At 55.1% G+C, this 22,576-nt stretch carries 18 protein-coding genes; 17 read left to right on the forward strand and 1 reads right to left on the reverse strand.

Going from position 1 to position 22,576, the window contains the following annotated elements:
• Nucleotides 1-24 precede the first annotated feature (24 nt).
• The 7 genes from SIC19_RS18525 (at nucleotide 25) to SIC19_RS18555 (ending at nucleotide 10,012) form a co-directional block, all read left to right on the forward strand.
• On the forward strand, nucleotides 25-1,611 hold the full coding sequence (locus SIC19_RS18525; RefSeq protein ID WP_127401474.1) for a glucan biosynthesis protein: 1,587 nt from the start codon (nucleotides 25-27) through the stop codon (nucleotides 1,609-1,611).
• A 128-nt stretch (nucleotides 1,612-1,739) separates the two neighbouring features.
• Nucleotides 1,740-2,420 (forward strand): GntR family transcriptional regulator, encoded by a 681-nt coding sequence (locus tag SIC19_RS18530; protein ID WP_036205397.1) that lies wholly within the window; start codon nucleotides 1,740-1,742, stop codon nucleotides 2,418-2,420.
• A gap of 29 nt (nucleotides 2,421-2,449) precedes the next feature.
• A complete protein-coding gene (gene prpB, locus SIC19_RS18535; protein WP_036205398.1) occupies nucleotides 2,450-3,337 on the forward strand; it encodes a methylisocitrate lyase in 888 nt (295 codons plus the stop codon).
• Between the two features lie 32 nt (nucleotides 3,338-3,369).
• Nucleotides 3,370-4,500, forward strand: coding sequence for a 2-methylcitrate synthase (gene prpC / locus SIC19_RS18540; protein ID WP_036205399.1), 1,131 nt, complete (start codon nucleotides 3,370-3,372; stop codon nucleotides 4,498-4,500).
• A gap of 29 nt (nucleotides 4,501-4,529) precedes the next feature.
• Nucleotides 4,530-7,127 carry a Fe/S-dependent 2-methylisocitrate dehydratase AcnD gene (gene acnD, locus SIC19_RS18545; protein ID WP_041334845.1) on the forward strand — a complete coding sequence of 866 codons (2,598 nt, stop codon included), beginning with the start codon at nucleotides 4,530-4,532 and terminating at the stop codon, nucleotides 7,125-7,127.
• Entirely contained in the window at nucleotides 7,124-8,296 is a 1,173-nt protein-coding gene (prpF, locus tag SIC19_RS18550) for a 2-methylaconitate cis-trans isomerase PrpF (RefSeq protein WP_127401470.1), read from the forward strand. Before acnD ends, prpF begins: the two co-directional genes overlap by 4 nt.
• Nucleotides 8,297-8,398: 102 nt before the next feature.
• Nucleotides 8,399-10,012 (forward strand): hypothetical protein, encoded by a 1,614-nt coding sequence (locus SIC19_RS18555; protein WP_127401468.1) that lies wholly within the window; start codon nucleotides 8,399-8,401, stop codon nucleotides 10,010-10,012.
• Nucleotides 10,013-10,116: 104 nt separating this feature from the next.
• On the opposite strand, the gene SIC19_RS18560 is transcribed toward SIC19_RS18555, so the two are convergent.
• Nucleotides 10,117-10,836: a PEP-CTERM sorting domain-containing protein gene (locus SIC19_RS18560; protein ID WP_201296229.1), complete on the reverse strand. Its 720-nt coding sequence runs from the start codon at nucleotides 10,834-10,836 to the stop codon at nucleotides 10,117-10,119.
• Nucleotides 10,837-11,135: 299 nt separating this feature from the next.
• Between SIC19_RS18560 and prpD the strand changes: the two genes are divergently transcribed.
• From prpD to SIC19_RS18610, 10 genes are all read left to right on the forward strand, one after another.
• On the forward strand, nucleotides 11,136-12,620 hold the full coding sequence (gene prpD / locus SIC19_RS18565) for a 2-methylcitrate dehydratase (protein WP_041334838.1): 1,485 nt from the start codon (nucleotides 11,136-11,138) through the stop codon (nucleotides 12,618-12,620).
• Nucleotides 12,621-12,795: 175 nt separating this feature from the next.
• Entirely contained in the window at nucleotides 12,796-13,524 is a 729-nt protein-coding gene (locus SIC19_RS18570; RefSeq protein WP_127401466.1) for a PEP-CTERM sorting domain-containing protein, read from the forward strand.
• Nucleotides 13,525-13,673: 149 nt separating this feature from the next.
• Nucleotides 13,674-14,357 carry a PEP-CTERM sorting domain-containing protein gene (locus SIC19_RS18575; RefSeq protein WP_051946697.1) on the forward strand — a complete coding sequence of 228 codons (684 nt, stop codon included), beginning with the start codon at nucleotides 13,674-13,676 and terminating at the stop codon, nucleotides 14,355-14,357.
• A gap of 193 nt (nucleotides 14,358-14,550) precedes the next feature.
• Nucleotides 14,551-15,963: a TIGR03013 family XrtA/PEP-CTERM system glycosyltransferase gene (locus SIC19_RS18580; RefSeq protein WP_127401464.1), complete on the forward strand. Its 1,413-nt coding sequence runs from the start codon at nucleotides 14,551-14,553 to the stop codon at nucleotides 15,961-15,963.
• Nucleotides 15,964-16,025: 62 nt separating this feature from the next.
• Nucleotides 16,026-16,670 (forward strand): XrtA/PEP-CTERM system exopolysaccharide export protein, encoded by a 645-nt coding sequence (locus SIC19_RS18585; protein ID WP_127401462.1) that lies wholly within the window; start codon nucleotides 16,026-16,028, stop codon nucleotides 16,668-16,670.
• A 40-nt stretch (nucleotides 16,671-16,710) separates the two neighbouring features.
• Nucleotides 16,711-18,234, forward strand: a complete 1,524-nt coding sequence (locus SIC19_RS18590) for an XrtA system polysaccharide chain length determinant (protein ID WP_036205411.1) — start codon at nucleotides 16,711-16,713, stop codon at nucleotides 18,232-18,234.
• Nucleotides 18,234-19,148, forward strand: a complete 915-nt coding sequence (locus SIC19_RS18595) for a polysaccharide biosynthesis protein (protein WP_041334830.1) — start codon at nucleotides 18,234-18,236, stop codon at nucleotides 19,146-19,148. Before SIC19_RS18590 ends, SIC19_RS18595 begins: the two co-directional genes overlap by 1 nt.
• Complete coding sequence (locus tag SIC19_RS18600) at nucleotides 19,141-20,433, forward strand: outer membrane beta-barrel protein (RefSeq protein WP_127401460.1); 1,293 nt, start codon at nucleotides 19,141-19,143, stop codon at nucleotides 20,431-20,433. The genes SIC19_RS18595 and SIC19_RS18600 overlap by 8 nt, the downstream gene beginning before the upstream one ends.
• Nucleotides 20,434-20,480: 47 nt before the next feature.
• Complete coding sequence (locus tag SIC19_RS18605; protein ID WP_052479523.1) at nucleotides 20,481-21,386, forward strand: XrtA system polysaccharide deacetylase; 906 nt, start codon at nucleotides 20,481-20,483, stop codon at nucleotides 21,384-21,386.
• Between the two features lie 31 nt (nucleotides 21,387-21,417).
• Complete coding sequence (locus tag SIC19_RS18610) at nucleotides 21,418-22,575, forward strand: glycosyltransferase family 2 protein (RefSeq protein WP_127401458.1); 1,158 nt, start codon at nucleotides 21,418-21,420, stop codon at nucleotides 22,573-22,575.
• The last annotated feature ends 1 nt before the right edge of the window (nucleotide 22,576 follow it).

The following is a 22,576-nucleotide window of genomic DNA, read 5'->3' on the forward strand; positions in this document are numbered from 1 at the left end:
TTCAATATTAGACGGGAGCATGACATGGACAGACGCACACTGATCAAAACCTTCGTCAGTCTGGCGGGAGCCCAGGCACTGCCCCTCTCGGCATTGATGTACAGTGGTTCCAGCGTGGCGGGCGAGGTTGGTGAGCCCAAGCCATTCAGTTACGCGTGGCTGAAAGGCCATGCGCGGGCCTTGGCCGGTGAACCCTGGGTGTCACATGAAGGGGAGTTGCCCGGCTCGTTGAAGAATCTGTCCTGGGACGATTACCAGGCGATCGGCTTTCGCCCCGAAGAAGCGCTTTGGCGTAACGACGACAATGCGTTCCAGGTGCAGCTTTTCCATCTTGGCCTCTACTTCAAAACCCCGGTGCGCATCCACGAAGTGGAAGATGGCGAGGCCCTGGAGCTTGCGTACAAGCCGGAATACTTCCGATATGAGGGTGAACAACCCCTGGGAACCCTGCCGGAGGATCTTGGCTATGCCGGGTTCCGTGTTCACTTCCACACGGACTACGAGCGCGACCTGGCCGCTTTCCTCGGCGCCAGCTACTTCCGGGCGGTTGGGTCAGAGATGCAATACGGGCTCTCCGCCAGGGGCCTGGCGATCGACACCGCACTGGAAAGCGGGGAAGAGTTCCCGCAGTTTTCGGCCTTCTGGCTGGAGAAGCCGAAACCGGGCAGCCAGAACATGGTGGTCTATGCACTTCTGGATTCACCCAGCACGACCGGTGCCTATGCCTTTACGTTGACCCCGGGACGGAACATGGTGATGAGCGTGGATGCGGCGATATACCCGAGAAAACCCATTCAGCGGGTGGGGGTCGCGCCACTGACCAGTATGTACCAGACCGGTGAGAATGATCGCCGTATGGCTTATGACTGGCGCCCGGAAATTCACGATTCGGACGGGCTGTCGATCCTGAACGGGCAGGGCGAATGGCTGTGGCGGCCACTGGTCAATCCTCGCTCCCTGCGGGTAAATACGTTTGTTGACAATAATCCTCGTGGCTTTGGCCTGCTGCAGCGCGACCGCCGGTTTGCCAACTACCAGGACGACGGCGTGTTCTACGAGAAACGTCCGAGCACCTGGGTCACGCCTCACGATGACTGGGGCAAAGGCAGCGTGATGCTGGTGGAGATTCCCACCAAGGACGAGACGTTCGACAATATCGTTGCCTTCTGGCACCCCGAGAAGCCCATGGAGCCGGGGCAGGAGTATCTTTATTCCTACACGTTGTCATGGGGGGGCGAGCCGCCGATGGAGCCAGAGGAGCTGGCCACGGTCCAGGCAACACGTACGGGATTGGGGGGCGTTGTCGGGCAGGAGCGAAAATATTTCTCCTGGCGGTTTGCCGTGGACTTTGCCGGCGGCGCGCTGCCGCTGGTGGGGGACGATGCAGAGGTAGAGCCTGTGATAACGGCCAGCCGCGGGGAGGTGGAAATCACCTCTGCGCGGCCATTGGACTCCATTGGTGGTTATCGGGCGATGTTTGACCTTGTGCCCGACGACTCCCTGGAACCGATTGACCTGCGTCTTCAGCTCAAACTCGGTAACCAGGTGCTTACCGAAACCTGGTTGTACCAGTACACGCCGCCTCCGAAGGACGAGCGCACGCTCTATTAGCCTTGCTTCTGGGCGGTGAAGGCTGCCGCTCTGTCAACAATTACGCTGCCAGGTAATCCGGGATTGTTGACAATAATCGAGTTAGGGCGTAGATTTCCGGTAATTCCAGTCACTATTGTTGACAAAATATGCCGGAAGCTATCGCCCAAACCTATACCCGTGCCGATGAAGCCTTCGATTGTCTGCAAACGGCCATCGTTAAGGGCGACCTTGCCCCTGGCGAAAAGATCGGCGAAGTCGAACTTTGCTCCCGTTTCAATCTTACCCGTGGCCCGCTTCGCGAGGCGCTTGGCCGCCTTGAATCCCGAGGGTTGCTGGTGCGCCGGCCCCACGCCGGGGTAAAGGTGGTCTCAGTCAGCGCTGATGAACTCATGGAGCTCTACCGCATTCGCGAAACCATGGAGGGGCTCGCCGCCCGTCAGGCCGCCGAGCGGATGACCGATCAGGAAATCGCTGACCTGTCCGCCACCCTCGATAGCCATGAGCGAATGATCGAACAGGCCCAGGGCCAGGCCTACTATCAGGCGGAAGGCGACTACGACTTCCATCACCGAATTGCCACAGGCAGTCGCAACACCAAACTCGCGCAAATGCTGCTGGGTGATCTTTACTATATGGTCCGGATGTATCGTTACCGTTTGAGCACCTCATCCGGGCGCCCTCACATGGCGCTGGGGGAGCATCGCAGGATTGTTGAAGCCATCGCCCAGCGTGACGGCGAGCTGGCGGAATTCCTGATGAAACGACACATCCATGCGGCCCGCAAAAACATCGAGAAAAAGATTCAGCAAGGCGATTTAACGATCTAGAACCGTCACCCCAAATAACGAGGTTACTCATGTCCAAAACACTATCCCCAGGCGCACGCTTCCGCAAAGCCCTGAAAGAAAACCACCCCCTACAGATCGTCGGCACCATCAACGCCTATACTGCCATGATGGCGGAAAAGGTCGGTCATCAGGCCATCTACCTGTCCGGCGGCGGTGTTGCCAATGCGTCCTATGGTTTGCCAGATCTGGGCATGACCACGCTGAACGATGTGGTCGAGGATGTCCGCCGTATCACTGCGGCCACCGACGTCCCGCTGCTGGTAGACATCGATACCGGGTGGGGCGGCGCCTTCAACATTGCTCGCACAATTCGCGAAATGGAACGCGCTGGCGCAGCGGCAGTCCATATCGAAGATCAGGTGGCCCAGAAACGCTGTGGTCACCGACCGAACAAGGAAATCGTCTCCCAGGAAGAAATGGTGGATCGCATCACGGCCGCCGTGGATGCCCGTCAGGACGATGACTTCTTCATCATGGCTCGTACCGACGCGTTCCAGAAGGAAGGCCTGGACGCCGCGATTGAGCGTGCGAAGGCCTGCATAGAGGCGGGCGCCGACGGCATTTTCGCCGAAGCGGTGACCGAGTTGGAGCACTACAAGGCCTTCTCTGAAGCCCTGGACGTGCCGGTGCTGGCCAATATTACCGAGTTCGGTGCCACGCCGTTGTACAATCGCAAGGAGCTTGCAGAAGCCGGCGCCGGTATGGTGCTGTATCCATTGAGTGCCTTTCGCGCCATGAACAAGGCTGCACTGACGGTTTACGAAAACATCCTCGAGAAAGGTGACCAGAAAGACGTGGTTGATCTTATGCAAACGCGGATGGAGTTGTACGATTTCCTGAACTACCACGATTTCGAACAGAAGCTGGACGAGCTGTTCCAGCAGAAAAAGGGTTAATCAAAATCCAAACATTGATGAGGGGGAAAACCATGGCTGAAGCAAAAAAACTCGGAGGCGCAGGTCTTCGCGGCCAGGTGGCTGGCGTAACGTCGCTGTGTACTGTTGGCCAGTCCGGTGCCGGCCTGACCTATCGTGGCTATGACATCAGCGATCTGGCGGACCACGCCCAGTTTGAAGAAGTGGCTTACCTGTTGTTGCGCGGCAAGCTGCCTAACCGGCAGGAGCTTGAGGACTACAAGAAAAAGCTTGTGAGTATGCGTGAACTGCCATACGCCGTGAAATCCGTACTGGAGCATATTCCCAAAGACGCCCACCCCATGGACGTCATGCGCACCGGCTGCTCCATGCTGGGTAACCTGGAAACGGAGACCGACTTCAGTCAGCAGGACGACAAAATCGATCGCATGCTGGCACTGTTCCCGGCCATCATCACCTACTGGTACCGCTTCGCCCATGAAGGCGTGCGCATCGATACCGCCAGCGACGTGGATTCCATTGGCGGCCATTTCCTGGAACTGCTCCACGGCAAGAAACCCAGCGAACTGCATGAGCGCGTTATGAACGTGTCGCTGATTCTTTATGCAGAGCATGAGTTCAACGCCTCTACCTTCACGGCTCGAGTGTGCGCTTCCACCCTGTCGGATATCCACAGCTGCGTGACCGGTGCGATTGGTACGCTGCGCGGCCCGCTTCACGGTGGCGCCAATGAGGCGGCCATGGCGCTGATCCAGAAATTCCAGACCCCGGACGAAGCCGAGAAAGGCCTGCTGGGCATGCTGGAGCGCAAAGAGAAGATTATGGGCTTCGGCCATGCGATCTATCGGGAGTCTGATCCCCGCAACGCCATCATCAAGAAATGGTCCGAGGAGCTCGCCAAGGAAGTGGGTGATACCGTTCTGTACCCGGTATCGGTTCGTTGTGAGGAAGTCATGTGGCGCGAGAAGAAGCTGTTCTGCAACGCCGACTTCTTCCATGCCTCCGCCTATCACTTCATGGGTATCCCGACCGAATTGTTTACCCCCATCTTCGTGATGTCACGGGTGTCTGGTTGGACCGCCCACGTGAAAGAGCAGCGTGAGAACAACCGCATCATCCGCCCAAGTGCCGATTACGATGGCCCGGCGGATTCGAAGTGGGTGCCGATCGACGAGCGGCCGTAATCCGATAAACCAGAATTTGAGTACCGCCCATGAACACTGATTACCGCAAACCTCTCCCGGGTACCGACCTGGAGTATTTTGACACCCGTCAGGCTGTGGAAGACATCCAGCCTGGCGCCTACGACAGACTGCCGTACACCTCCAAGATCCTGGCGGAGCAGTTGGTTCGTCGTTGTGATCCATCGGCACTGACGGATTCCCTTAAGCAGCTGATCGAACGCAAACGGGACCTGGATTTTCCCTGGTACCCGGCCCGCGTGGTCTGCCATGACATCCTTGGCCAGACGGCCCTGGTAGATCTGGCTGGCCTGCGCGATGCCATCAAGGAAAAGGGTGGTGATCCGGCGAAAGTCAATCCGGTGGTGCCCACCCAGTTAATCGTGGATCACTCGCTGGCCGTTGAGCACGCCGGTTTCGAGAAAGACGCGTTCGAGAAAAACCGTGCCGTGGAAGACCGCCGCAACGACGACCGTTTCCACTTCATCAACTGGACCAAGACCGCGTTCAAGAACGTGGATGTGATTCCTCCGGGCAACGGCATCATGCACCAGATCAACCTGGAGAAGATGTCGCCGGTAGTTCAGAACCGCGACGGTATTGCGTATCCGGACACCTGCGTTGGAACCGACAGCCACACCCCCATGGTAGACGCCCTTGGTGTTATCTCCGTGGGCGTGGGCGGCCTTGAAGCCGAAAGCGTGATGCTGGGCCGCGCCTCCATGATGCGCCTGCCAGACATCGTGGGTGTGGAGCTTAAGGGCAAGCTGCAACCAGGAATCACCGGTACCGACATGGTGCTGGCTATCACTGAATTCCTTCGTAAGGAAAGGGTGGTAGGTGCCTACCTGGAATTCTACGGAGAAGGCGCCGACAGCCTGACCGTAGGTGACCGGGCCACCATCTCCAACATGACTCCGGAATACGGTGCCACGGCGGCGATGTTCTATATCGACGGCCAGACCATCGATTACCTCAAACTGACCGGTCGTGAAGACGAACAGGTCGCCCTGGTTGAGAGATACGCCAAAGAGACAGGCCTGTGGGCCGACAGCATGAAAAACGCCGAATACGAGCGAGTGCTGACGTTTGACCTGTCCAAGGTACATCGTACGCTGGCGGGCCCGTCTAACCCCCACGCGCATCTTCCCACCTCCGAACTGGCCGAGCGCGGTGTTGCCGGCAAATGGGAAAAAGAAGAGGGCAAGATGCCGGACGGCGCGTGCATCATCGCCGCGATTACCAGTTGCACGAATACCAGTAACCCCCGCAATATGGTGGCCGCAGGCCTGATCGCCCGTAATGCCAACAAGCTGGGCCTGACTCGCAAGCCTTGGGTAAAGACTTCCCTGGCGCCGGGCTCCAAGACGGTAAAAATGTATCTGGAAGAAGCCAGCCTGATGTCCGAGCTGGAAGAACTCGGCTTCGGCGTAGTGGCTTTCGCCTGCACCACCTGTAATGGCATGAGTGGCGCACTGGCCCCGAAGATCCAAAAGGAAATTGTTGATCGGGACCTGTATTCCACCGCCGTGCTTTCGGGCAACCGGAACTTTGACGGCCGCATTCATCCCTACGCCAAGCAGGCGTTCCTGGCATCGCCGCCGCTTGTTGTGGCCTATGCGATTGCAGGCACCATCCGCTTCGACATCGAAAAAGACGCCCTGGGGCACGACAAGGATGGCAACCCCATTACCTTGAAGGACATCTGGCCGGATGATGCGGAAATTGACGCCATCGTGAAGTCCAGTGTGAAGCCGGAGCAGTTCCGCAGCACTTATATTCCGATGTTCGACATCACCCGGGATGCGCACGCCAACACCAACCCGAACTACGACTGGCGCCCCCAGAGCACCTACATTCGTCGCCCGCCGTACTGGGAAGGTGGCATGGTAGGCGAGAAAACCCTCAAGGGTATGCGCCCGCTGGCAGTGTTGCCGGACAACATCACCACCGACCACCTGTCGCCGTCCAATGCCATCCTGATGGACAGCGCAGCCGGCGAATACCTGCATAAAATGGGCGTACCTGAGGAAGACTTCAACTCCTACGCCACCCATCGGGGCGATCACCTGACGGCTCAGCGCGCCACCTTTGCCAACCCGAAACTGTTCAATGAAATGGTCCGGGACGAGAATGGCAAGGTGAAGCAGGGCTCCCTGGCGAGGGTTGAGCCGGAAGGCAAGGTCACCCGCATGTGGGAAGCCATCGAAACCTACATGGAGCGGAAGCAGCCACTGATCATCATCGCTGGCGCCGACTATGGTCAGGGTTCCTCCCGTGACTGGGCGGCCAAGGGCGTGGCCCTGGCGGGTGTGGAAGCCATCGTGGCTGAAGGCTTTGAGCGCATCCACCGCACCAATCTCGTCGGTATGGGCGTCATGCCCCTGCAGTTCGAGGAAGGCACCACACGGCAAACCCTGGCCATTGATGGTACCGAAACCTATGACGTAGAGGGCACCGCTGCACCGCGCGCAGAACTCACACTGGTTATCCATCGCAAGAACGGCAGCACAGAGCGTGTACCCGTAATCTGCCGCCTGGATACCGCCGAGGAAGTGTCCATCTACAGTGCGGGCGGTGTTCTGCAACGGTTTGCTGAGGACTTCCTGCAATCAGAGGGGGCGGCATGACCCACGCGCCCCAGATCAAAGTTCCCGCCACCTACATGCGTGGCGGCACCAGCAAGGGTGTGTTCTTTCGCTTGAAAGATCTGCCCGAGGCTGCACAAGTCCCGGGTGAAGCCAGGGATAAACTCCTGCTGCGCGTGATCGGCAGCCCGGACCCTTACCAGAAGCAGATCGATGGCATGGGCGGCGCCACCTCCAGCACCAGCAAAACCGTGATCCTGGCGGAGCCAACCCAACCGGATCACGACGTGGACTACCTGTTTGGTCAGGTGTCCATCGACAAGCCTTTTGTCGACTGGAGTGGCAACTGCGGTAACCTCACCGCCGCGGTCGGTGCATTTGCCATCAACGGTGGTTTCGTCGCTCAGGAGCGCATTCCGGAGAATGGCATTGCCACCGTTCGCATCTGGCAGGCGAACATCCGGAAAACCATCGTGGCCCGCGTTCCCATCACCAATGGCGAAGTACAGGAAACCGGTGATTTCGAACTGGACGGCGTGACTTTCCCGGCCGCCGAAGTGCAGGTCGAATTCATGGACCCCGCCGATGGTGAGGGCGCCATGTTCCCCACCGGCAACCTGGTGGACGACCTGGACGTACCCGGTGTTGGCACCCTCAAGGCCACCATTATCAATGCCGGCATTCCCACCATCTTCCTGAATGCAGAAGACATTGGCTACAAGGGCACGGAACTGCAGGACGATATCAACAGCAATCCCGAGGCCCTGGCGATGTTTGAAACCATCCGCGCCCACGGTGCTGTCAAAATGGGACTGATTCAGTCCGTAGAAGAGGCCGCCAGCCGCCAGCACACGCCCAAGGTGGCGTTTGTGGCAAAGCCGTCTGACTATGTGTCTTCCAGTGGCAAAGCCGTTGGGGCAGGGGATGTGGACGTGCTGGTGCGGGCCCTTTCCATGGGTAAGCTCCACCACGCGATGATGGGAACAGCCGCCGTTGCTATTGCTACCGCAGCTGCGGTACCGGGAACTCTGGTTAACCTTGCCGCTGGTGGCGGTGACAGAACCTCCGTGACCTTCGGCCACCCATCAGGCACCTTGCAGGTTGGTGCGGAAGCCAGCCTGGTCAACGGCCAGTGGACAGCCACCAAAGCCATCATGAGCCGCAGCGCGCGAGTGCTTATGGAAGGTTGGGTGAGGGTGCCCTTGGTCTAATTGTGACGCTGGTTGCGACAGGTTTCACGATTCCAGAATTCAGCGCTTGTAAGCTCTTTGAATAAAAGAGATAAACGCTTAAATTTCAACGGAATGTGAAAAATGTCGCAACCATTCGGTCCGTCTGGCCTTCCTCTTATTGTTTGTTCAATCGCCTTGGCATTGGTTGGATGTGGTGACGGTGGGTCCTCCTCATCATCGAATTCTTCGCAAGCTGGGCAAGACAATGCTGGCCCCGGAGTGAGGGCGAAATCCCTGCCTGAACTGGATGGCTATATTGAGCACGACTATTCCTTACGAGGCACGAACGAGAACCCACGGGTTTATCGTCGTAATCTTGAATCTCACTCGCTGGCTTATGTGCAGGCAGGGGATAAGGTGGGTGGGCAGGTATTTGCCGGGGGTGTCTTTACCGACAATCTGTTCGCTCCAGCCGCCGTAACCGCAAGCTCAACCAGCGTGTCGATTCACAGCCGCGTTGATGGAACAAGTGTCAAACTGTCGAATATTGGTGGCGGGCAGGAACCTTGTTCCGTTAAGGGTTTCGTGAACAGTGACCTGTCGACAGGACTTGTCAATCTGGCGATGTCCGGCGGTAATCTGACATGCGACCTCTCGGTTGATTCCGACGACACGCATTACTGGTGGACATTGGGAGCCAATACGTTCGAGGTCTGGGAAGCGGATGGGGTGTCATCCTACACGGATGTATTCTTCAACGGCGACGGCGATATCGATTTTGTGGTCGCCAATAACTATGCCGAAAGGACGATCATCCTGTATGGAGAGTCAGGCGCTGAGCTGAAGCGGGTGGCGGGAAGCACCTGGGTGCCGAGAGTCTACCCCATGGCAGAACCCGGCCCCACACGGGATGAGACGTTTGTGGGTGTGCTCAGTGACGGCGAGTTTTTGATGACCTCAGTTGCGATGCTGTTGGACTCCGGTCTTGCAGGCGCACAACCTGTGCTGTCGGGACTTTCTGAGTCTGCCCGGTTGGCGTCACTCTCTTTGATCGAGGACGACAAATACACAATCATCGCGGACCGTGGCGTGTTGCACAAGGTCGATGAAATCAATCGATCTGCCTCTTTGTTTGCTGATTTCTCAGATAAGTTTGCGGATGGTTGGGCGCTCGACGATGTTGTCGTTATGGGCGACAAAGCCATCGCTTTATGGACGACTTTTCAGGGTGCTGATCGCTCAGACCCTCTCGGTGAAGTCTATACCGTCGATCTGAGTTCGGGTGAGGTCGATTTGGTTCTGGCGGTGGAATCTACGTTTGTTGCTTCTCGAACGGAATCACTGCTTTTCGTCAATTTCCTGGATTTCTCAGGTCGTAACAGAACCCTGATTGTAGGCCGGCCCGGTGGCCCGGTTGTGCCTAACGCGGAAACCTACTATGCAACGTCGATGAACCTGACTCGTGGCGGAGACCGAGCAAAAGTGCTGGCGATGAGCTCTTCCATCGAGAGGGATGTGCTCAGCCCCGCGGGATTGCTCAACCCCGACATATGGGCCGTCAATGAAACCACCGGGAACATAACAAGCAAGGTAATGACGCTGCCTTACAATTGTTACTCTATGGACTCTCTTTATGCGATTAACAGTCACCTCAGCGTCGTGTCTTTCTGTGAGGATGGGTTCGCGATAGAAGAGCTGGAGCTAGAGAGAGGGACGTTGAGTTTCGTCACCTCGGATCTACGGGCAATAAACTGAAGGGTAATGGTTGGAAAGCTAAAAGCCCCACCAGCTTGAGCCTGGAGGCCCACGTTCCGGCTCCGCAAAACACCTGTCGAGCTTGCGGAGCCGAAGCGCTCTACTTATGCCTTGCGACTACGGCGACGCAGTCCAAAACCCAGGGCGCCAAGCCCCAGCAGGGCCAGGGTGCTGGGCTCCGGAACCGGGTTGGTCGGAGTAATCGGGCTACCGGCGTCGAAATCGTTGTTGTCAGTATCGCTCAGGAAGCTGAACATGCCTGAGAACAGGCTGCCATCGAAATCGATAGCCATGGTTGTAAACAGGTCGTCGTAAAATACACCATCGAGGGAAAGCTTGTCGGAGTATTCAACGTTCACGGTTGTGCTATCCGTCAGATCGCCGGAATTGGACAGTCGAAAAGGCTTGCCCAGGGCTGAATCTGGTGAGCGGGAGTCGCTACCAACAATGTCAAAGATCGTGTTTCCCGGGCGCCCGTTCAATACGATGCTGGTGACGTCTTGAACGGAATTGAAGGTAAACGGGGAGCTGTAGGTGTCTCCATTGATAGACAAGCTCCAGCCACTACCGATGGCTTCGCCGTATGAAGAGCTGCCGACCGTACCGTCAAATGCCACGGTTTCACAGGTCGCGCTGGCAAAGCAAGTAGTGACTTCCATGCCGTCCATCAGCGAGCCGTCGGTTGAATACCCGGTCAGCATTTCGGTGTTGTAGAGGTCGCCGTCAGAGTTGACGACGTTTACGATGGGGGCTGCGTAAGCGTTCCCAGCCATTGCAGCGGCCAATCCCAGGCCAATCACTATTTTGTGGTCAAATCCTTTCATACTTCATTCTCCTTGCGTTTTTACAGATATCCATATTCACCCCGCGTTTCCTGCGGAGTGGTCTCCGGACTGCGTTTTTAGCAAGAAAAAAGCCAGCTTGGATATTTTTCGGTTAAAACAGCCGGTTGCCATTTTCTGAATGCTCTGGTCACCGGTGAGGCATTGAAAAGTGTATAAAAAGTCAACGCTTAAGATCTGGATGGCTGTATCCCGGCCGGGCCGATGTACTAACCTGTTTGGCATGACTGTTTTTCGTTCTTAGTCTCTCACTGAGATCCAAAACCAATAAGGGATTCGCCATGAGCTCCAACGCTGATCAGAACATTCGCCCCGACTATGACGACGTCCTGCAGGCAATCGCCGACTACGCTCTCGGCTATCGGATAAAAAGCAAAGAGGCTTGGAATACCGCGAGAAACTGCCTGATAGATACCCTCGGTTGTGGCCTTCTGGCCCTGCGTTTCCCTGAATGCACCAAGCACCTTGGGCCGCTGGTTGACGGCACCGTTGTACCCCATGGCGCCCGTGTTCCGGGCACGCCTTACAGACTCGATCCGGTAAAGGCGGCCTGGGATATTGGCTGTATCGTGCGCTGGCTGGACTACAACGATACTTGGCTGGCGGCGGAGTGGGGCCACCCCTCGGATAACCTGGGGGGCATACTGGCCGTGGCGGATCATCTGTCCCAGAAGCGGGTGGCGGAGGGCAAGGCGCCCCTGACCATGCGGGATGTCCTGGAGGCTATGATCATGGCCCATGAAATCCAGGGGGTGCTTGCACTCGAAAACTCGTTTAACCGGGTGGGGCTGGATCACGTTGTGCTCGTCAAGGTGGCCTCAACCGCTGTTGTCGCAAAACTGATGGGTGCCAGTCGCGATCAAATGCTGTCGGCCTTGTCCCATGCCTGGGTGGACGGCCAGGCGCTGCGAACCTACCGTCATGCGCCGAACGCTGGCTCCCGAAAATCCTGGGCGGCGGGAGATGCAACGTCCCGTGCCGTGCGGCTGGCCGATATTGCAATGCGGGGAGAGATGGGCATCCCGGGGGTGCTCACGGCACCCCAATGGGGCTTCTACGACATTCTGTTCAGCAAAACCAATAAAGATCAGAAGCTGAAACCTGAGGACAAGCGTCAGTTTACTTTACCCCAGGCTTTTGGCGCCTACGTGATGGAAAACATTCTGTTCAAGATTTCCTTCCCGGCCGAGTTCCATGCTCAAACAGCGGCGGAAGCAGCGGTCATACTTCATCCCGAGGTAAAAGACCGCCTGGATGACATCGAACGAATCGTTATCACCACCCACGAATCTGCCATCCGTATCATCTCGAAACAGGGCACATTGGCAAACGCGGCCGACCGGGATCACTGCCTTCAATACATGGCTGCTGTACCGCTGATTTTTGGGGGGCTGACAGCGGAGCATTATGAAGACAGCTTCCATGAGGCCAATCCGATGATCGACCAACTCCGAGACAAGATGGACGTGGTTGAGGATGAGCGATACACACGTGAGTATCTGGAAGCAGATAAGCGCTCAATTGCCAATGCGATTCAGGTGTTCTTCGCCGACGGCACCAGCACGGATAAGGTGGCAGTTGAGTATCCCATTGGCCATCGCCGTCGCCGAAAGGAGGGGATTCCCCTGCTTGAGGATAAGTTCCGCCATAACCTGGCGACCCGGTTTCCTGGTCAGCGCTGCGAGAAGATCTTTAACCTGTGTAAAGATCAAGCGCTATTGGAGTCGACCCCCGCACACGAATTTGTTGATCTGTTTGTTATCTGAACTGATTGGAGCGCCTGCTCTCCGGGCGTAGCGAGGGGTTGTCGAAAAACTTTACATTGAGAAAATGTGCGGGCTTCTAACTGACTGAAAATGAACCAGTTGAAGCCGTGGCACGTCTTATGCAGCAGTTACTCCCTATCGAAGACGATTCTGTCAGCTTATATGGAGTACTGATATGAACACACTACAAACAGTCGGCGCCATTGGGGTTCTCTTTGGCGCCTGCAACTGGGCCAGCGCTGCGCCCATTCTCAGTATTAGTAGCCAGGGCGCTACAGCGGCCGCCTCCGCGGAACAGGACTTCCTGGACGCTGCGCATTCCGGTTATCTCACCGAAACGTTCGATGATAATTCTTTTTACACCGTTGGAAGCCAGGCTGGCACCATCACGTCCTCAGTGGGTGTTGGGTCCTTTACCAGTGCGGTGCCAGGTTCAGGCGGGTTGTGCGATAGCGGTCCCTATAACTGCAATGGCGGTCTTGCCGTATTGAACGCCGGCGCCAGTCCCTTTAGCGGGCGCTATTCCGTATCCGGGGATAACTGGTTGGACAGTATGGATGCACGCCAGATGGTTATTTCTCCAGCGACTGGTTTTAACGCCATGGGTTTCTATATGACAGACCCCAACGATGCTGGCGGACGCCTCTCGATTGGCGGGTTCGATTTCAGCTTCAACGACATATTTGGGTCCGCTCTGGGCAACGGCAGAGTTTTCTATGTCAGCCTCTATGACGCAGCGGGTTTGGGAGATGTCAGTATTTTTTCCAACAATCCCGATGATGGGTACGGCATCGACAACATAACAGTCGCCAATGTCACAGAGCCGGGTACGCTGGCTTTGTTCGCGCTGGGACTGCTAGGGATTGGACTTTCGCTTTCGCGGAAGTCAAAGCGCAACCGCTGAGGATCAATGGCGGTGTGTCAGTATATTTTACGCAATCCAAATAATGCCAGCGTAAGTGATTGTTTAATAGCGAATAAATAATTGGCACGACAACTGCATTGGTTTGGGTGGTTGATGAGAATCATAAGATGTAGACAAGGAGCAGTAAAATGAAAATGACTTCAAAGCTGATTGCAGCGGCGATGCTGGTGGGAACGTTCTCGGTAGCTCAGGCCGCTCCAATGGACGTTTTCGACCTGAAAACAGACGGTGGCGCGGACGTGTTTACCGATACCCTCGGTGAAGGCGCGTTCTACGACAACGGAGCCTCTTTTGCAAAACTGAACGATGTTGATGGTAACCAGGATTCAGCCGGTGCCTTCCTGCTGTTTGAATTTGCAGGTTTTGCGAACATCAACAACTTCGGTATCTATAACCTGAACGACACCAACGAAACACTTCAGGTGTTTTCAGGGTCAGAAGGCTCTGGCGGTCGCCAGGTAGAATTTGACCTGGACGCCGGAACAGCTTCCACTCACTTCGGAACGGCCAACATTGGCTCTACGTTCGGCTTCTATCTGCAGCGCGGCAACACCACGTTCTATTCAGATGCCAGCCTGAACGGCGGCGTTGACATGACGCGGATCTTTGACGTGACTGGCAGCCAGAACAGCAGCTTCTTTGGCAGCTCACTGATTGTGGCCTTCGAAGACCTGATTGATGGTGACTTCGATTACAACGATCTGATCGTTGGTATTTCAGACGTGCAAGCGGTGCCCGAGCCAGGAACGCTCGCTTTGTTTGGTCTTGGCCTGCTGGGCCTCGGTATGACTCGCCGTCGCAAGTCAGCCTGAGCTAAGTAAGCCATCGTACACCCTGCCTTGATCTCCGGGGCGGGGTGTTTTGCGTTTCTGGCGTCGCGTCGGGTGCCGTCCTTCTACTGTCCCTGATTGCAGTATCATTAAAATGCAGTAAACTCTGTTCATTGTTAGATCTGCAGCATGGGATGCGCAGGCGCGTTTACAGTGAACAGCAAAAGGAGTTGGCGTGGCCCACGTCAGATTGTTCAAGCACTACATTCATGTTCCCTTCGTCATTCTGGGCCTTATTGACTTAATTGTCCTGGCAGTTAGTTTCTGTATCGCCGCTTTTTTCCGCCATTTCGGCGATTCTTCTTTTTTCTTTGAAAGTATTCAGTTCCTACTACCTTCAGCGTTAGCCTTCGGTCTTGCAAATCTTTTGGTTATGGTTGCTCTTGGCGTTCATCAGTCACGCCTCGAAGAGGGTATGTCCGGGATGATGCTTCGCACCATTTTTTCACTCATCATTGGTGTGCCGGCATCAGCGTCTATTTATCTCTTGGCCGATCAATGGTTGTGGTATCTAGGCTTTACCGACTTGCTCACTTCAGCCTCTGTCCTTGGTTTCTTTTTTCTAGGGATTTACCGGTCAATATTCTTTGCATTTACCGGCAAGGACTCTTTCAAACGCAAAGTGCTGGTTCTTGGGTCCGGGTTTCGTGCAAGGCAGTTGCTTGAAGACCTGACTACACCTTTCAATCGCAAAGGTTTCACGCTGTCGGGTTTCGTACCACTACCGGATGAGTCGTCGGAGATTGAAGAAAAGCACCTCATCAGGCTTCCCAATACACTTCACGACTATATACGGAAACACCCGGTCAGAGAGATAGTTGTGGCAGCGGATGACCGCCGCAAAGGATTGCCGATGGAGGATTTGCTTGAGTGCAAAATGGAAGGCGTAAAGATAGTTGACGCGGCGTCGTTCTATGAGCGGGAGTCACGTAAAGTTGCCTTGGAGATGGTTACCCATGGTTGGCTGGTGTTCTCTGACGGGTTTTCAGTCTCATCTGTATTTGGATTTGGAAAACGGTCTCTCGATATACTTGCCGCGACGATCTTATTGTTGGCCGGTCTGCCTTTGATGGTGCTTACCGCTATTGCGATAAAAATTGAAGATGGGTTGGCAGCCCCGGTATTTTATAGTCAAGAACGTGTCGGTCTTAACGGCAGAGTTTTCAGGGTTCACAAATTTCGCTCCATGACCACGGATGCCGAAAAGAATGGGGCAGTATGGGCGAGTAAAAATGACACCCGAGTTACGCGGGTTGGAGACTTTATCCGAAAAGTGCGTATCGACGAATTACCTCAAATATTCAACGTGATCAACGGAACCATGGCATTTGTAGGGCCTCGTCCGGAGAGGCCCATATTTGTCGAAAAATTGTCCGAGAGGATACCGTTCTATAGTGAGCGTCACCGGGTCAAGCCTGGTCTGACAGGCTGGGCCCAGCTTTGTTTCGCTTATGCGGACAACGAAGAGGACACCAGGGAGAAGCTTCGTTACGATCTTTATTACATCAAAAACCAAAGCCTTTTGCTGGATTTGTTGATTATAATTCAGACAGTGGAGGTGGTATTGTTCAAAAAAGGATCAAGATAATTCCAGCCAGTTACGTCGACTGATAAACGGAATACAGCATGGATATCTCAAGAGGAATAAAAATGTCACGGATCACTACTTTGCCAGGACTTGCTCTGTGCATCTCGCTGATGGTTATTGCTTCCGGTTGTGCAGGCCCCACTGCTTCATCCCCCGAAAAAATACAGCAGGCTCTGTCCGCTGGGTCGTCAGGTAGTGTAAATAGCTATGTCCTGGGCGCCACTGACGTCGTCCGGGTGTCGGTATGGCGAAACGAGGATCTTAGTATTTCGGTCCCCATTCGTCCTGATGGCAAAATCTCGGTGCCACTGATCGGTGATGTTCAGGCAAGTGGCAAAGAGCCGGAAGAGTTGGCAGGCGACATCCGGGTTGAGCTTACCGAATATATCAGGGAACCCCAGGTCAGCGTGGTGGTGACCTCAATGGGAAGCCATGAGTTCACTGATCGTGTTCGGGTGACGGGAGCTGTGCGTCAGCAGGTCTCGCAGCCACACCGGGATGGAATGACGGTATTGGATATGTTCCTGAGTGCCGGCGGCGGAAACGAGTTTGCCGCACTAAACCAGTCAATGCTTTACCGGAAAATGAACGGTGAGGTGGTAGCGATCCCTGTAAAGCTTGACGACATTCTTAACCGCGGGAAAATAGAGACAAACTACGCCATGCGTCCGGGGGATATTCTGAGCGTCCCCGAGCGAAATTTCTGATCACGTAAACCCTGTAACAGCCAGACTGTTGGATTGAGCTATGGCACTTCCATTATCCCAGTTACCAGTTGAAATGCTGCGAGAAGTCCGGTCAAAGAAGTGGCTGGCATTTCTGGTGTTTGTACTGGTTAGTTTTGCGGTGCTTGCCGCCGGCTTTCTCTGGCCGTACAAGTATCAATCCGAAGTAGTGATATTCGTTGATGACAGCAATATCATCCGCCCGTTGATGGAAGGCAGTGCCGTTACCACTGAGATTAATGACAGAGCTTCTGCGGCGAGGGAAATGCTCCTTGGCCGCAGTATCATGGAAACGCTCGCGAAGGATAGTGACGTGTACGATAATGTCGATTTGCCGCCTGAGCGCCTGGAAAGTCGAATATCTGGCATTAGGGGAGGGTTAAGCGTACGCACACGTGGTGACAACTTTTTCAGTATCGGTTTCACCTCGTCATCCCCTATGGAAGCGTTCAAGGTGGCTCAGCGGCTTGGGCAACTGTTCATCGAACAGAGCAGAGATCGAAAGCGTGCCGAGAGCCGCAGCGCCTATGAGTTTATCGACCGCCAGGTCAAAGCCTATGAACAGCAACTTGCAGAGGCGGAGCGCCGGCTCAAGGAGTTCCTTTCAACGAACAAGGATGGGACCGAAGAAGACGCCAACAGAAGGATGGCCAATCTCCGCAGCCAGCTTGAGCTGGCCGAGTTGGAGCGCGCTGAGCTCACTACCCGGCTGGAATCGCTGCGAAACCAGCTGTCCCAGGTGCGGCCGACCATCTACCAAGGGCGATCTCAGGACGAATTTCAGGAAAGAATCTCATCGTTGCAGTCTCGGCTCGATAGCCTCCGTCTCCAGTACCACGACTCCTACCCCGATATCATTATCCTGCGGGAGCAGTTGGCAGAGCTGAAGAAGCAGCGCAATGCAGCGCTGGCGGATCGGGAAAATAACGGTGAAAGGTCGCTGGAAGGCAATGAGATTGTTAACCCCTTGCATCAGGAACTTAGTGCAAAACTCTCAACCACCCGTGCTGATATGGAAACGGTTGAGACTCGAATCCGCTCTCTGAAAAGGCTCATGGCCGAGCAGGAGGAGCGGATGGAGCGAATACAGGAAAACAAGACAGAGTACTCGCAGCTCACAAGGGATATGGAGGTCAACAAGGGCATATACGATGATCTTCTGAAGCGCCGTGAGAGGGCGCGTGTGTCAATGTCCCTGGACATTGAAGGGCAGGGCATGAATTACAAGATCAATGAAACCGCCCAGTACCCCACGTCGCCGGTTGGCCCGAAGTTTCCGATGTTTGCAATGGCAGGGCTGGTGTTAGGGCTTGTCGCACCGTTTGGCACCATAGCCGGACTGCTACAAATTGATCCCAGGATTCGCGCCCGTGCGCAACTTGAGGAAGACATTGGCCTGCCGGTGCTTGCTGAAATTCCTGATGTGCGCACGCCCTATGAAAAAAGAAAAGACAGACGTCTCACGATTGCCATAGGGTTTCTCTCTGTTATTGCGATAGCTTTTTACGTTGCTATTGTTGTGGCGTCTGAATTGGGAGCAGTTTGATGTCGGAATCAAGGAATCGAGATGACGATGCGGTAGAACAGAAGCAACGTGCCGGTGGTGAAAGCGGCGACGGGCAGTCCAGGGAAGCCGGTTCCGAGCAATCGTGGTTCACTCAGCGTGACATAGCGAAAGAGGCGGAGAAGGGCGGGTTGCCATACTCTGAGTGGGAAGACTCCAGAATGTTGGTGCCCAGTTCGCTGGAGTTGGGTGCGGGTGCGGTTGACAAATATGTCATCAGCAAACAGATCGTAAAGATGCAGGAGCCACGTCGGCTTACGCCTGATGATCTTGACGAGCGCAGGATAATCTATCCTGAGTCGAAGAACCGCAACCTGGTAAACCGATTCAGGGCATTACGTACCAAATTGCTTGAGAACTCTGGCGGCAACAATTTTACTTTGGTTGTAACGGGTGCTTCAGCGGAGGCAGGCGCCTCATTTGTGGCTCTGAACCTGGCGGCCGCGTTTGCGTTTGACCAGTCGAAAACCGCGTTAATCATCGATTGCAATCTTCGCGAACCAACGCTTCATTCCACCCTTGATATCATGCCTGAAACGGGACTGACGGATTTTCTCGATGATTCCGACTACGACATCAGCCGGATTCTATACCCCACCGGCATTCCTCGGCTCAGGCTTATTCCCGCCGGTAGTCGCAGGGAAACACCGGCTGAGTTTTTCACATCATTCAGGATGAAGCAGTTTCTGCAGGCCATACGGCGTAGATATCCGGATCGCTTTATCGTGTTGGATACCGCTTCCGTGGCGGATTCACCAGACGCCCGGATTCTTTCCGAGCTTTGCGACTACACGATGCTCGTCGTGCCCCATGGGAAGGTAACAGCAGGCACGGTTGAGAATGTCGCCACTGCGTTCAAACCGGAGAAGTTTGTTGGAGCGGTGATCAATGGTTAGAACGATCCGCTCAGCGATACGCTGGAAGCGAGAAGCCTTTATACTCTTCGTTGCTGCCGCAACCGCGGTGTCCTCGGTGGCAACCGCTGAGCCTTTAAAGATGTCAGCAGGCATCGACAATCGGCACAGCGATAATGCCCGAGAGGCGCCATCCAACGAGGAAAGTGACACTGAAACGCGTTTGAGAGTGAGCGTGTCCCATCAGAGTGATCCCGGTCGCTGCACATCGAACCTCGGAGCGACGTTGGGTTACGGTTACTGGCACAGTGATACCTTTGATCCGGAAACCTACACTAATGCCGATTTTTCCGGGGAGTGCGAGCTTGCTCACCAGCTCAACTGGGCTGTTTCCGATAATGTGAGGGATGTCAGCCAGGATAGCAGAGGGCCGTCCACGCCTGACAACACCACTCGAAAAAATGTTTTCAGAACCGGCCCCAACTACACTATTAAACTGACTCCTCGCGACAGTATTCAGTTGTCCGCCGAGTACGAAAATACGCAATTCGAAGAGGCCGAGGAAACCGACAGTGATCGGGTCATCGGCATAATTGCATGGAACAGGCTGTTCAGTCCGACGTTTTCCGGTGGGGTCAGCGCCAGCACAGATCGGGCGGAACTGGATACCGATGAGGAGATCGATAAGGATACCCTCAGCCTTGTTTTCAACAAGCGCTGGCCAGCGATGCGAGTGTCCGGTTCGGTTGGCAACAGCCGGATTGAAAGCAGGTTTCGCGGCGTGAGCCAGGAATCAGATGGGGTCGTCGGTGACCTGATGCTCGAGCGAGAGCTCAATCCTTCGTCCGAAATCTATCTTCAAGCCAGTAGGCAGTTAACCGACCAGACCTCTGACTTTGACATCCAGTTCGATGATTTCGAATTCAATCTTCGAGAGACGACAACGGTTGAAGTAACAGCGCTGGAAGCCGGACTGGGTAAGCGGTTCAGTGATGCGAGTTCGGTCAATATCGGGCTTACTGCCAGCCGGTCTGACTACCTGCAGACGACCGACAAGGAAGAAAGGGCCGGGCTATCTTTGCGTTACTCCCGCCCGCTTGGATACAGGCTTGATTTCAATGTCGGCGCGTCAATGACGCATTACCGCTACGAGGATGAGGGCGAGGATGACGAACTGTTCAATTCCAATGTGGGGTTAACCTACAAGGCAAGCAGAGATCTCAGTGTGTCTGGCCAGATTGGTCATAAGCAACGGACCAGTGATTTAGTCTCCAGAGAATACACGGAGAACTGGATAGCGCTGGGACTCACCTATGCGATCTTTTAAACCTGGCCACGGAATATCAAGAGGAGGCGGCACCGTCGCTATGACTCATGAACACCATCAGTAACGCACTTACGATCGATGTAGAAGATTATTTCCAGGTAGCCGCGCTCGCCGAAGCCGTCGACCGGAAAGACTGGCACGATATGGAATATCGGGTTGAGGCCAATACCGACCGTCTTCTTTCCGTATTGGGTGATCACAACACGAAAGCCACCTTTTTTACCCTTGGCTGGGTTGCGGAAAAATCGCCCGCGCTGGTCCGTCGTATACACGATGCCGGCCACGAGGTGGCGAGCCACGGTTACAGCCATCAGCTTATCTACAAACAGACGCCAGAGGTGTTCCGCGAGGAAACCCGGAGATCCAAGGCTATCCTCGAAGACATTATTGGTGAACCGGTTACCGGGTATCGCGCTGCAAGTTATTCCATCACCGCCCAGTCACGCTGGGCGCTGGATATTTTGTGTGAAGAGGGGTTCACATGGGATTCCTCTATTTTCCCCGTTCACCATGACCGGTATGGAATGCCAGGTACACCCAGATGGCCGCATCGCCTGAAAACCGACAACGGTTCGGAAATCGCAGAATTCCCGCTGAGCACCTTGAAGTTGCCGGGCTACACTCTTCCAATCGCCGGAGGTGGCTACTTCCGTTTGTTCCCCTATTGGTTCAGCCAGTGGGGGCTTGGCTCGATCAACCGTATGGGCAAGCCCTTTGTCTTTTACCTCCATCCTTGGGAAATCGACCCTGGCCAACCGCGGCTCGACGTAAAGTGGTTCTCTCGTTTCAGGCACTACAATAACCTGGAAGTGTGTGAGCAGCGGCTGGTTAACCTGCTGAAAAGGTTTCGATTCACCACGATGAGTGACGTTCTCGTCGAGCAGGGTGTGCTGGGCCGGGATGCCAGCCCCCGGCAGACCGAGATGGGCACTGCCCGTTTGCTTGGGGGTTGAACGAAATGACCTTCTTCACGGATGAGACATCATGCTAACCCTGGTTTTCTGGCTTTCGCTGGCGCTGCTTTTCTATATCTATCTGGGCTATCCGTTACTGGCTTCGTTGCTGGCCCAGATACGAGGCTTGCCAATCTCTACCGACGACTCCTATCAACCCACAGTGACCATTGTCATCGCGGCCTATAACGAAGCGGACAGCATTGAGGCAACACTGAACAACAAGCTGGAACTTGCCTATCCGGACGAAAAAATTGAAATACTGGTAGTGTCTGACGAATCAGACGATGGCACAGACAGCATTGTCGAACGGGTTGCTCAGTCATCCAGTCGCAGCATAAAACTCTTTCGTCAGGTACCCCGGCAAGGCAAGACCGCTGGCTTGAACACGTTGGTTGCGAACGCTACAGGGGACATTATCCTGTTCTCGGATGCGAACTCCCAGTGGGACCAAAACGCAGTGAATCATCTGGTGAGCAACTTCGCTGATGACGGTGTTGGCTATGTGACCGGAAAAATGGTTTACGTGGCCGCTGATGGTTCACTGGTGGGCGATGGCTGCAGCACCTACATGAAATATGAGAATTGGCTGCGGGTAAAGGAGTCTGCCATTGGCTCCGTCGTAGGTGTTGATGGTGGTATTGATGGCATTCGGAAGTCGCTCTATCAGTCCCTGCGAGCAGACCAACTCCCGGACTTCGTGCAACCGCTGAAGGTCGTTGAACAAGGGTATCGGGTTATCTACGAGCCCAGGGCACTGTTGAAGGAAGATGCCAACGAGGACAGCGTCAGCGAGTTCAGTATGCGTGTCAGAGTGAGTCTGCGAGCGTTGTGGGCCCTGAAGGACATGGCACATCTGATGAACCCCTTTAACTACGGACTGTTTGCGCTGCAAATGGTATCTCACAAACTGCTTCGCTATCTGGCGTTTGTTCCGCTGATAACGTTCACGGTGGCTGCCTTGCTGCTGGCCCCCCGGGGAGGCTTCTACGCATTGTGTTTCTTCGGCCTGGTGCTGCTCTACGCCTTTGGCTGGTTGGGACGTAAGGGCGAGGAGCGCGGCCGCAGTAGCTCCTTTGTTTATGCCGTTCCCTATTACTTCCTCTTGCTGAACATCGCATCGCTAAAAGCCACAATGGCGTTTCTGAAGGGAGAAAAGAAAGTAGTCTGGAACCCAAGGAAAGGTTGAT

Source organism: Marinobacter sp. MIT930201 (genome assembly GCF_047122665.1).
GTDB lineage: Bacteria > Pseudomonadota > Gammaproteobacteria > Pseudomonadales > Oleiphilaceae > Marinobacter > Marinobacter salarius.

What these genes read in the sequence shown, in the direction of transcription:
- SIC19_RS18525 (WP_127401474.1), top strand. Translation starts at nt 25, where the DNA reads ATGGACAGACGCACACTGATCAAAACCTTCGTCAGTCTGGCGGGAGCC.
- SIC19_RS18530 (WP_036205397.1), top strand. Translation starts at nt 1,740, where the DNA reads ATGCCGGAAGCTATCGCCCAAACCTATACCCGTGCCGATGAAGCCTTC.
- prpB (WP_036205398.1), top strand. Translation starts at nt 2,450, where the DNA reads ATGTCCAAAACACTATCCCCAGGCGCACGCTTCCGCAAAGCCCTGAAA.
- prpC (WP_036205399.1), top strand. Translation starts at nt 3,370, where the DNA reads ATGGCTGAAGCAAAAAAACTCGGAGGCGCAGGTCTTCGCGGCCAGGTG.
- acnD (WP_041334845.1), top strand. Translation starts at nt 4,530, where the DNA reads ATGAACACTGATTACCGCAAACCTCTCCCGGGTACCGACCTGGAGTAT.
- prpF (WP_127401470.1), top strand. Translation starts at nt 7,124, where the DNA reads ATGACCCACGCGCCCCAGATCAAAGTTCCCGCCACCTACATGCGTGGC.
- SIC19_RS18555 (WP_127401468.1), top strand. Translation starts at nt 8,399, where the DNA reads ATGTCGCAACCATTCGGTCCGTCTGGCCTTCCTCTTATTGTTTGTTCA.
- SIC19_RS18560 (WP_201296229.1), bottom strand. Translation starts at nt 10,836, where the DNA reads ATGAAAGGATTTGACCACAAAATAGTGATTGGCCTGGGATTGGCCGCT.
- prpD (WP_041334838.1), top strand. Translation starts at nt 11,136, where the DNA reads ATGAGCTCCAACGCTGATCAGAACATTCGCCCCGACTATGACGACGTC.
- SIC19_RS18570 (WP_127401466.1), top strand. Translation starts at nt 12,796, where the DNA reads ATGAACACACTACAAACAGTCGGCGCCATTGGGGTTCTCTTTGGCGCC.
- SIC19_RS18575 (WP_051946697.1), top strand. Translation starts at nt 13,674, where the DNA reads ATGAAAATGACTTCAAAGCTGATTGCAGCGGCGATGCTGGTGGGAACG.
- SIC19_RS18585 (WP_127401462.1), top strand. Translation starts at nt 16,026, where the DNA reads ATGTCACGGATCACTACTTTGCCAGGACTTGCTCTGTGCATCTCGCTG.
- SIC19_RS18590 (WP_036205411.1), top strand. Translation starts at nt 16,711, where the DNA reads ATGGCACTTCCATTATCCCAGTTACCAGTTGAAATGCTGCGAGAAGTC.
- SIC19_RS18595 (WP_041334830.1), top strand. Translation starts at nt 18,234, where the DNA reads ATGTCGGAATCAAGGAATCGAGATGACGATGCGGTAGAACAGAAGCAA.
- SIC19_RS18600 (WP_127401460.1), top strand. Translation starts at nt 19,141, where the DNA reads ATGGTTAGAACGATCCGCTCAGCGATACGCTGGAAGCGAGAAGCCTTT.
- SIC19_RS18605 (WP_052479523.1), top strand. Translation starts at nt 20,481, where the DNA reads ATGAACACCATCAGTAACGCACTTACGATCGATGTAGAAGATTATTTC.
- SIC19_RS18610 (WP_127401458.1), top strand. Translation starts at nt 21,418, where the DNA reads ATGCTAACCCTGGTTTTCTGGCTTTCGCTGGCGCTGCTTTTCTATATC.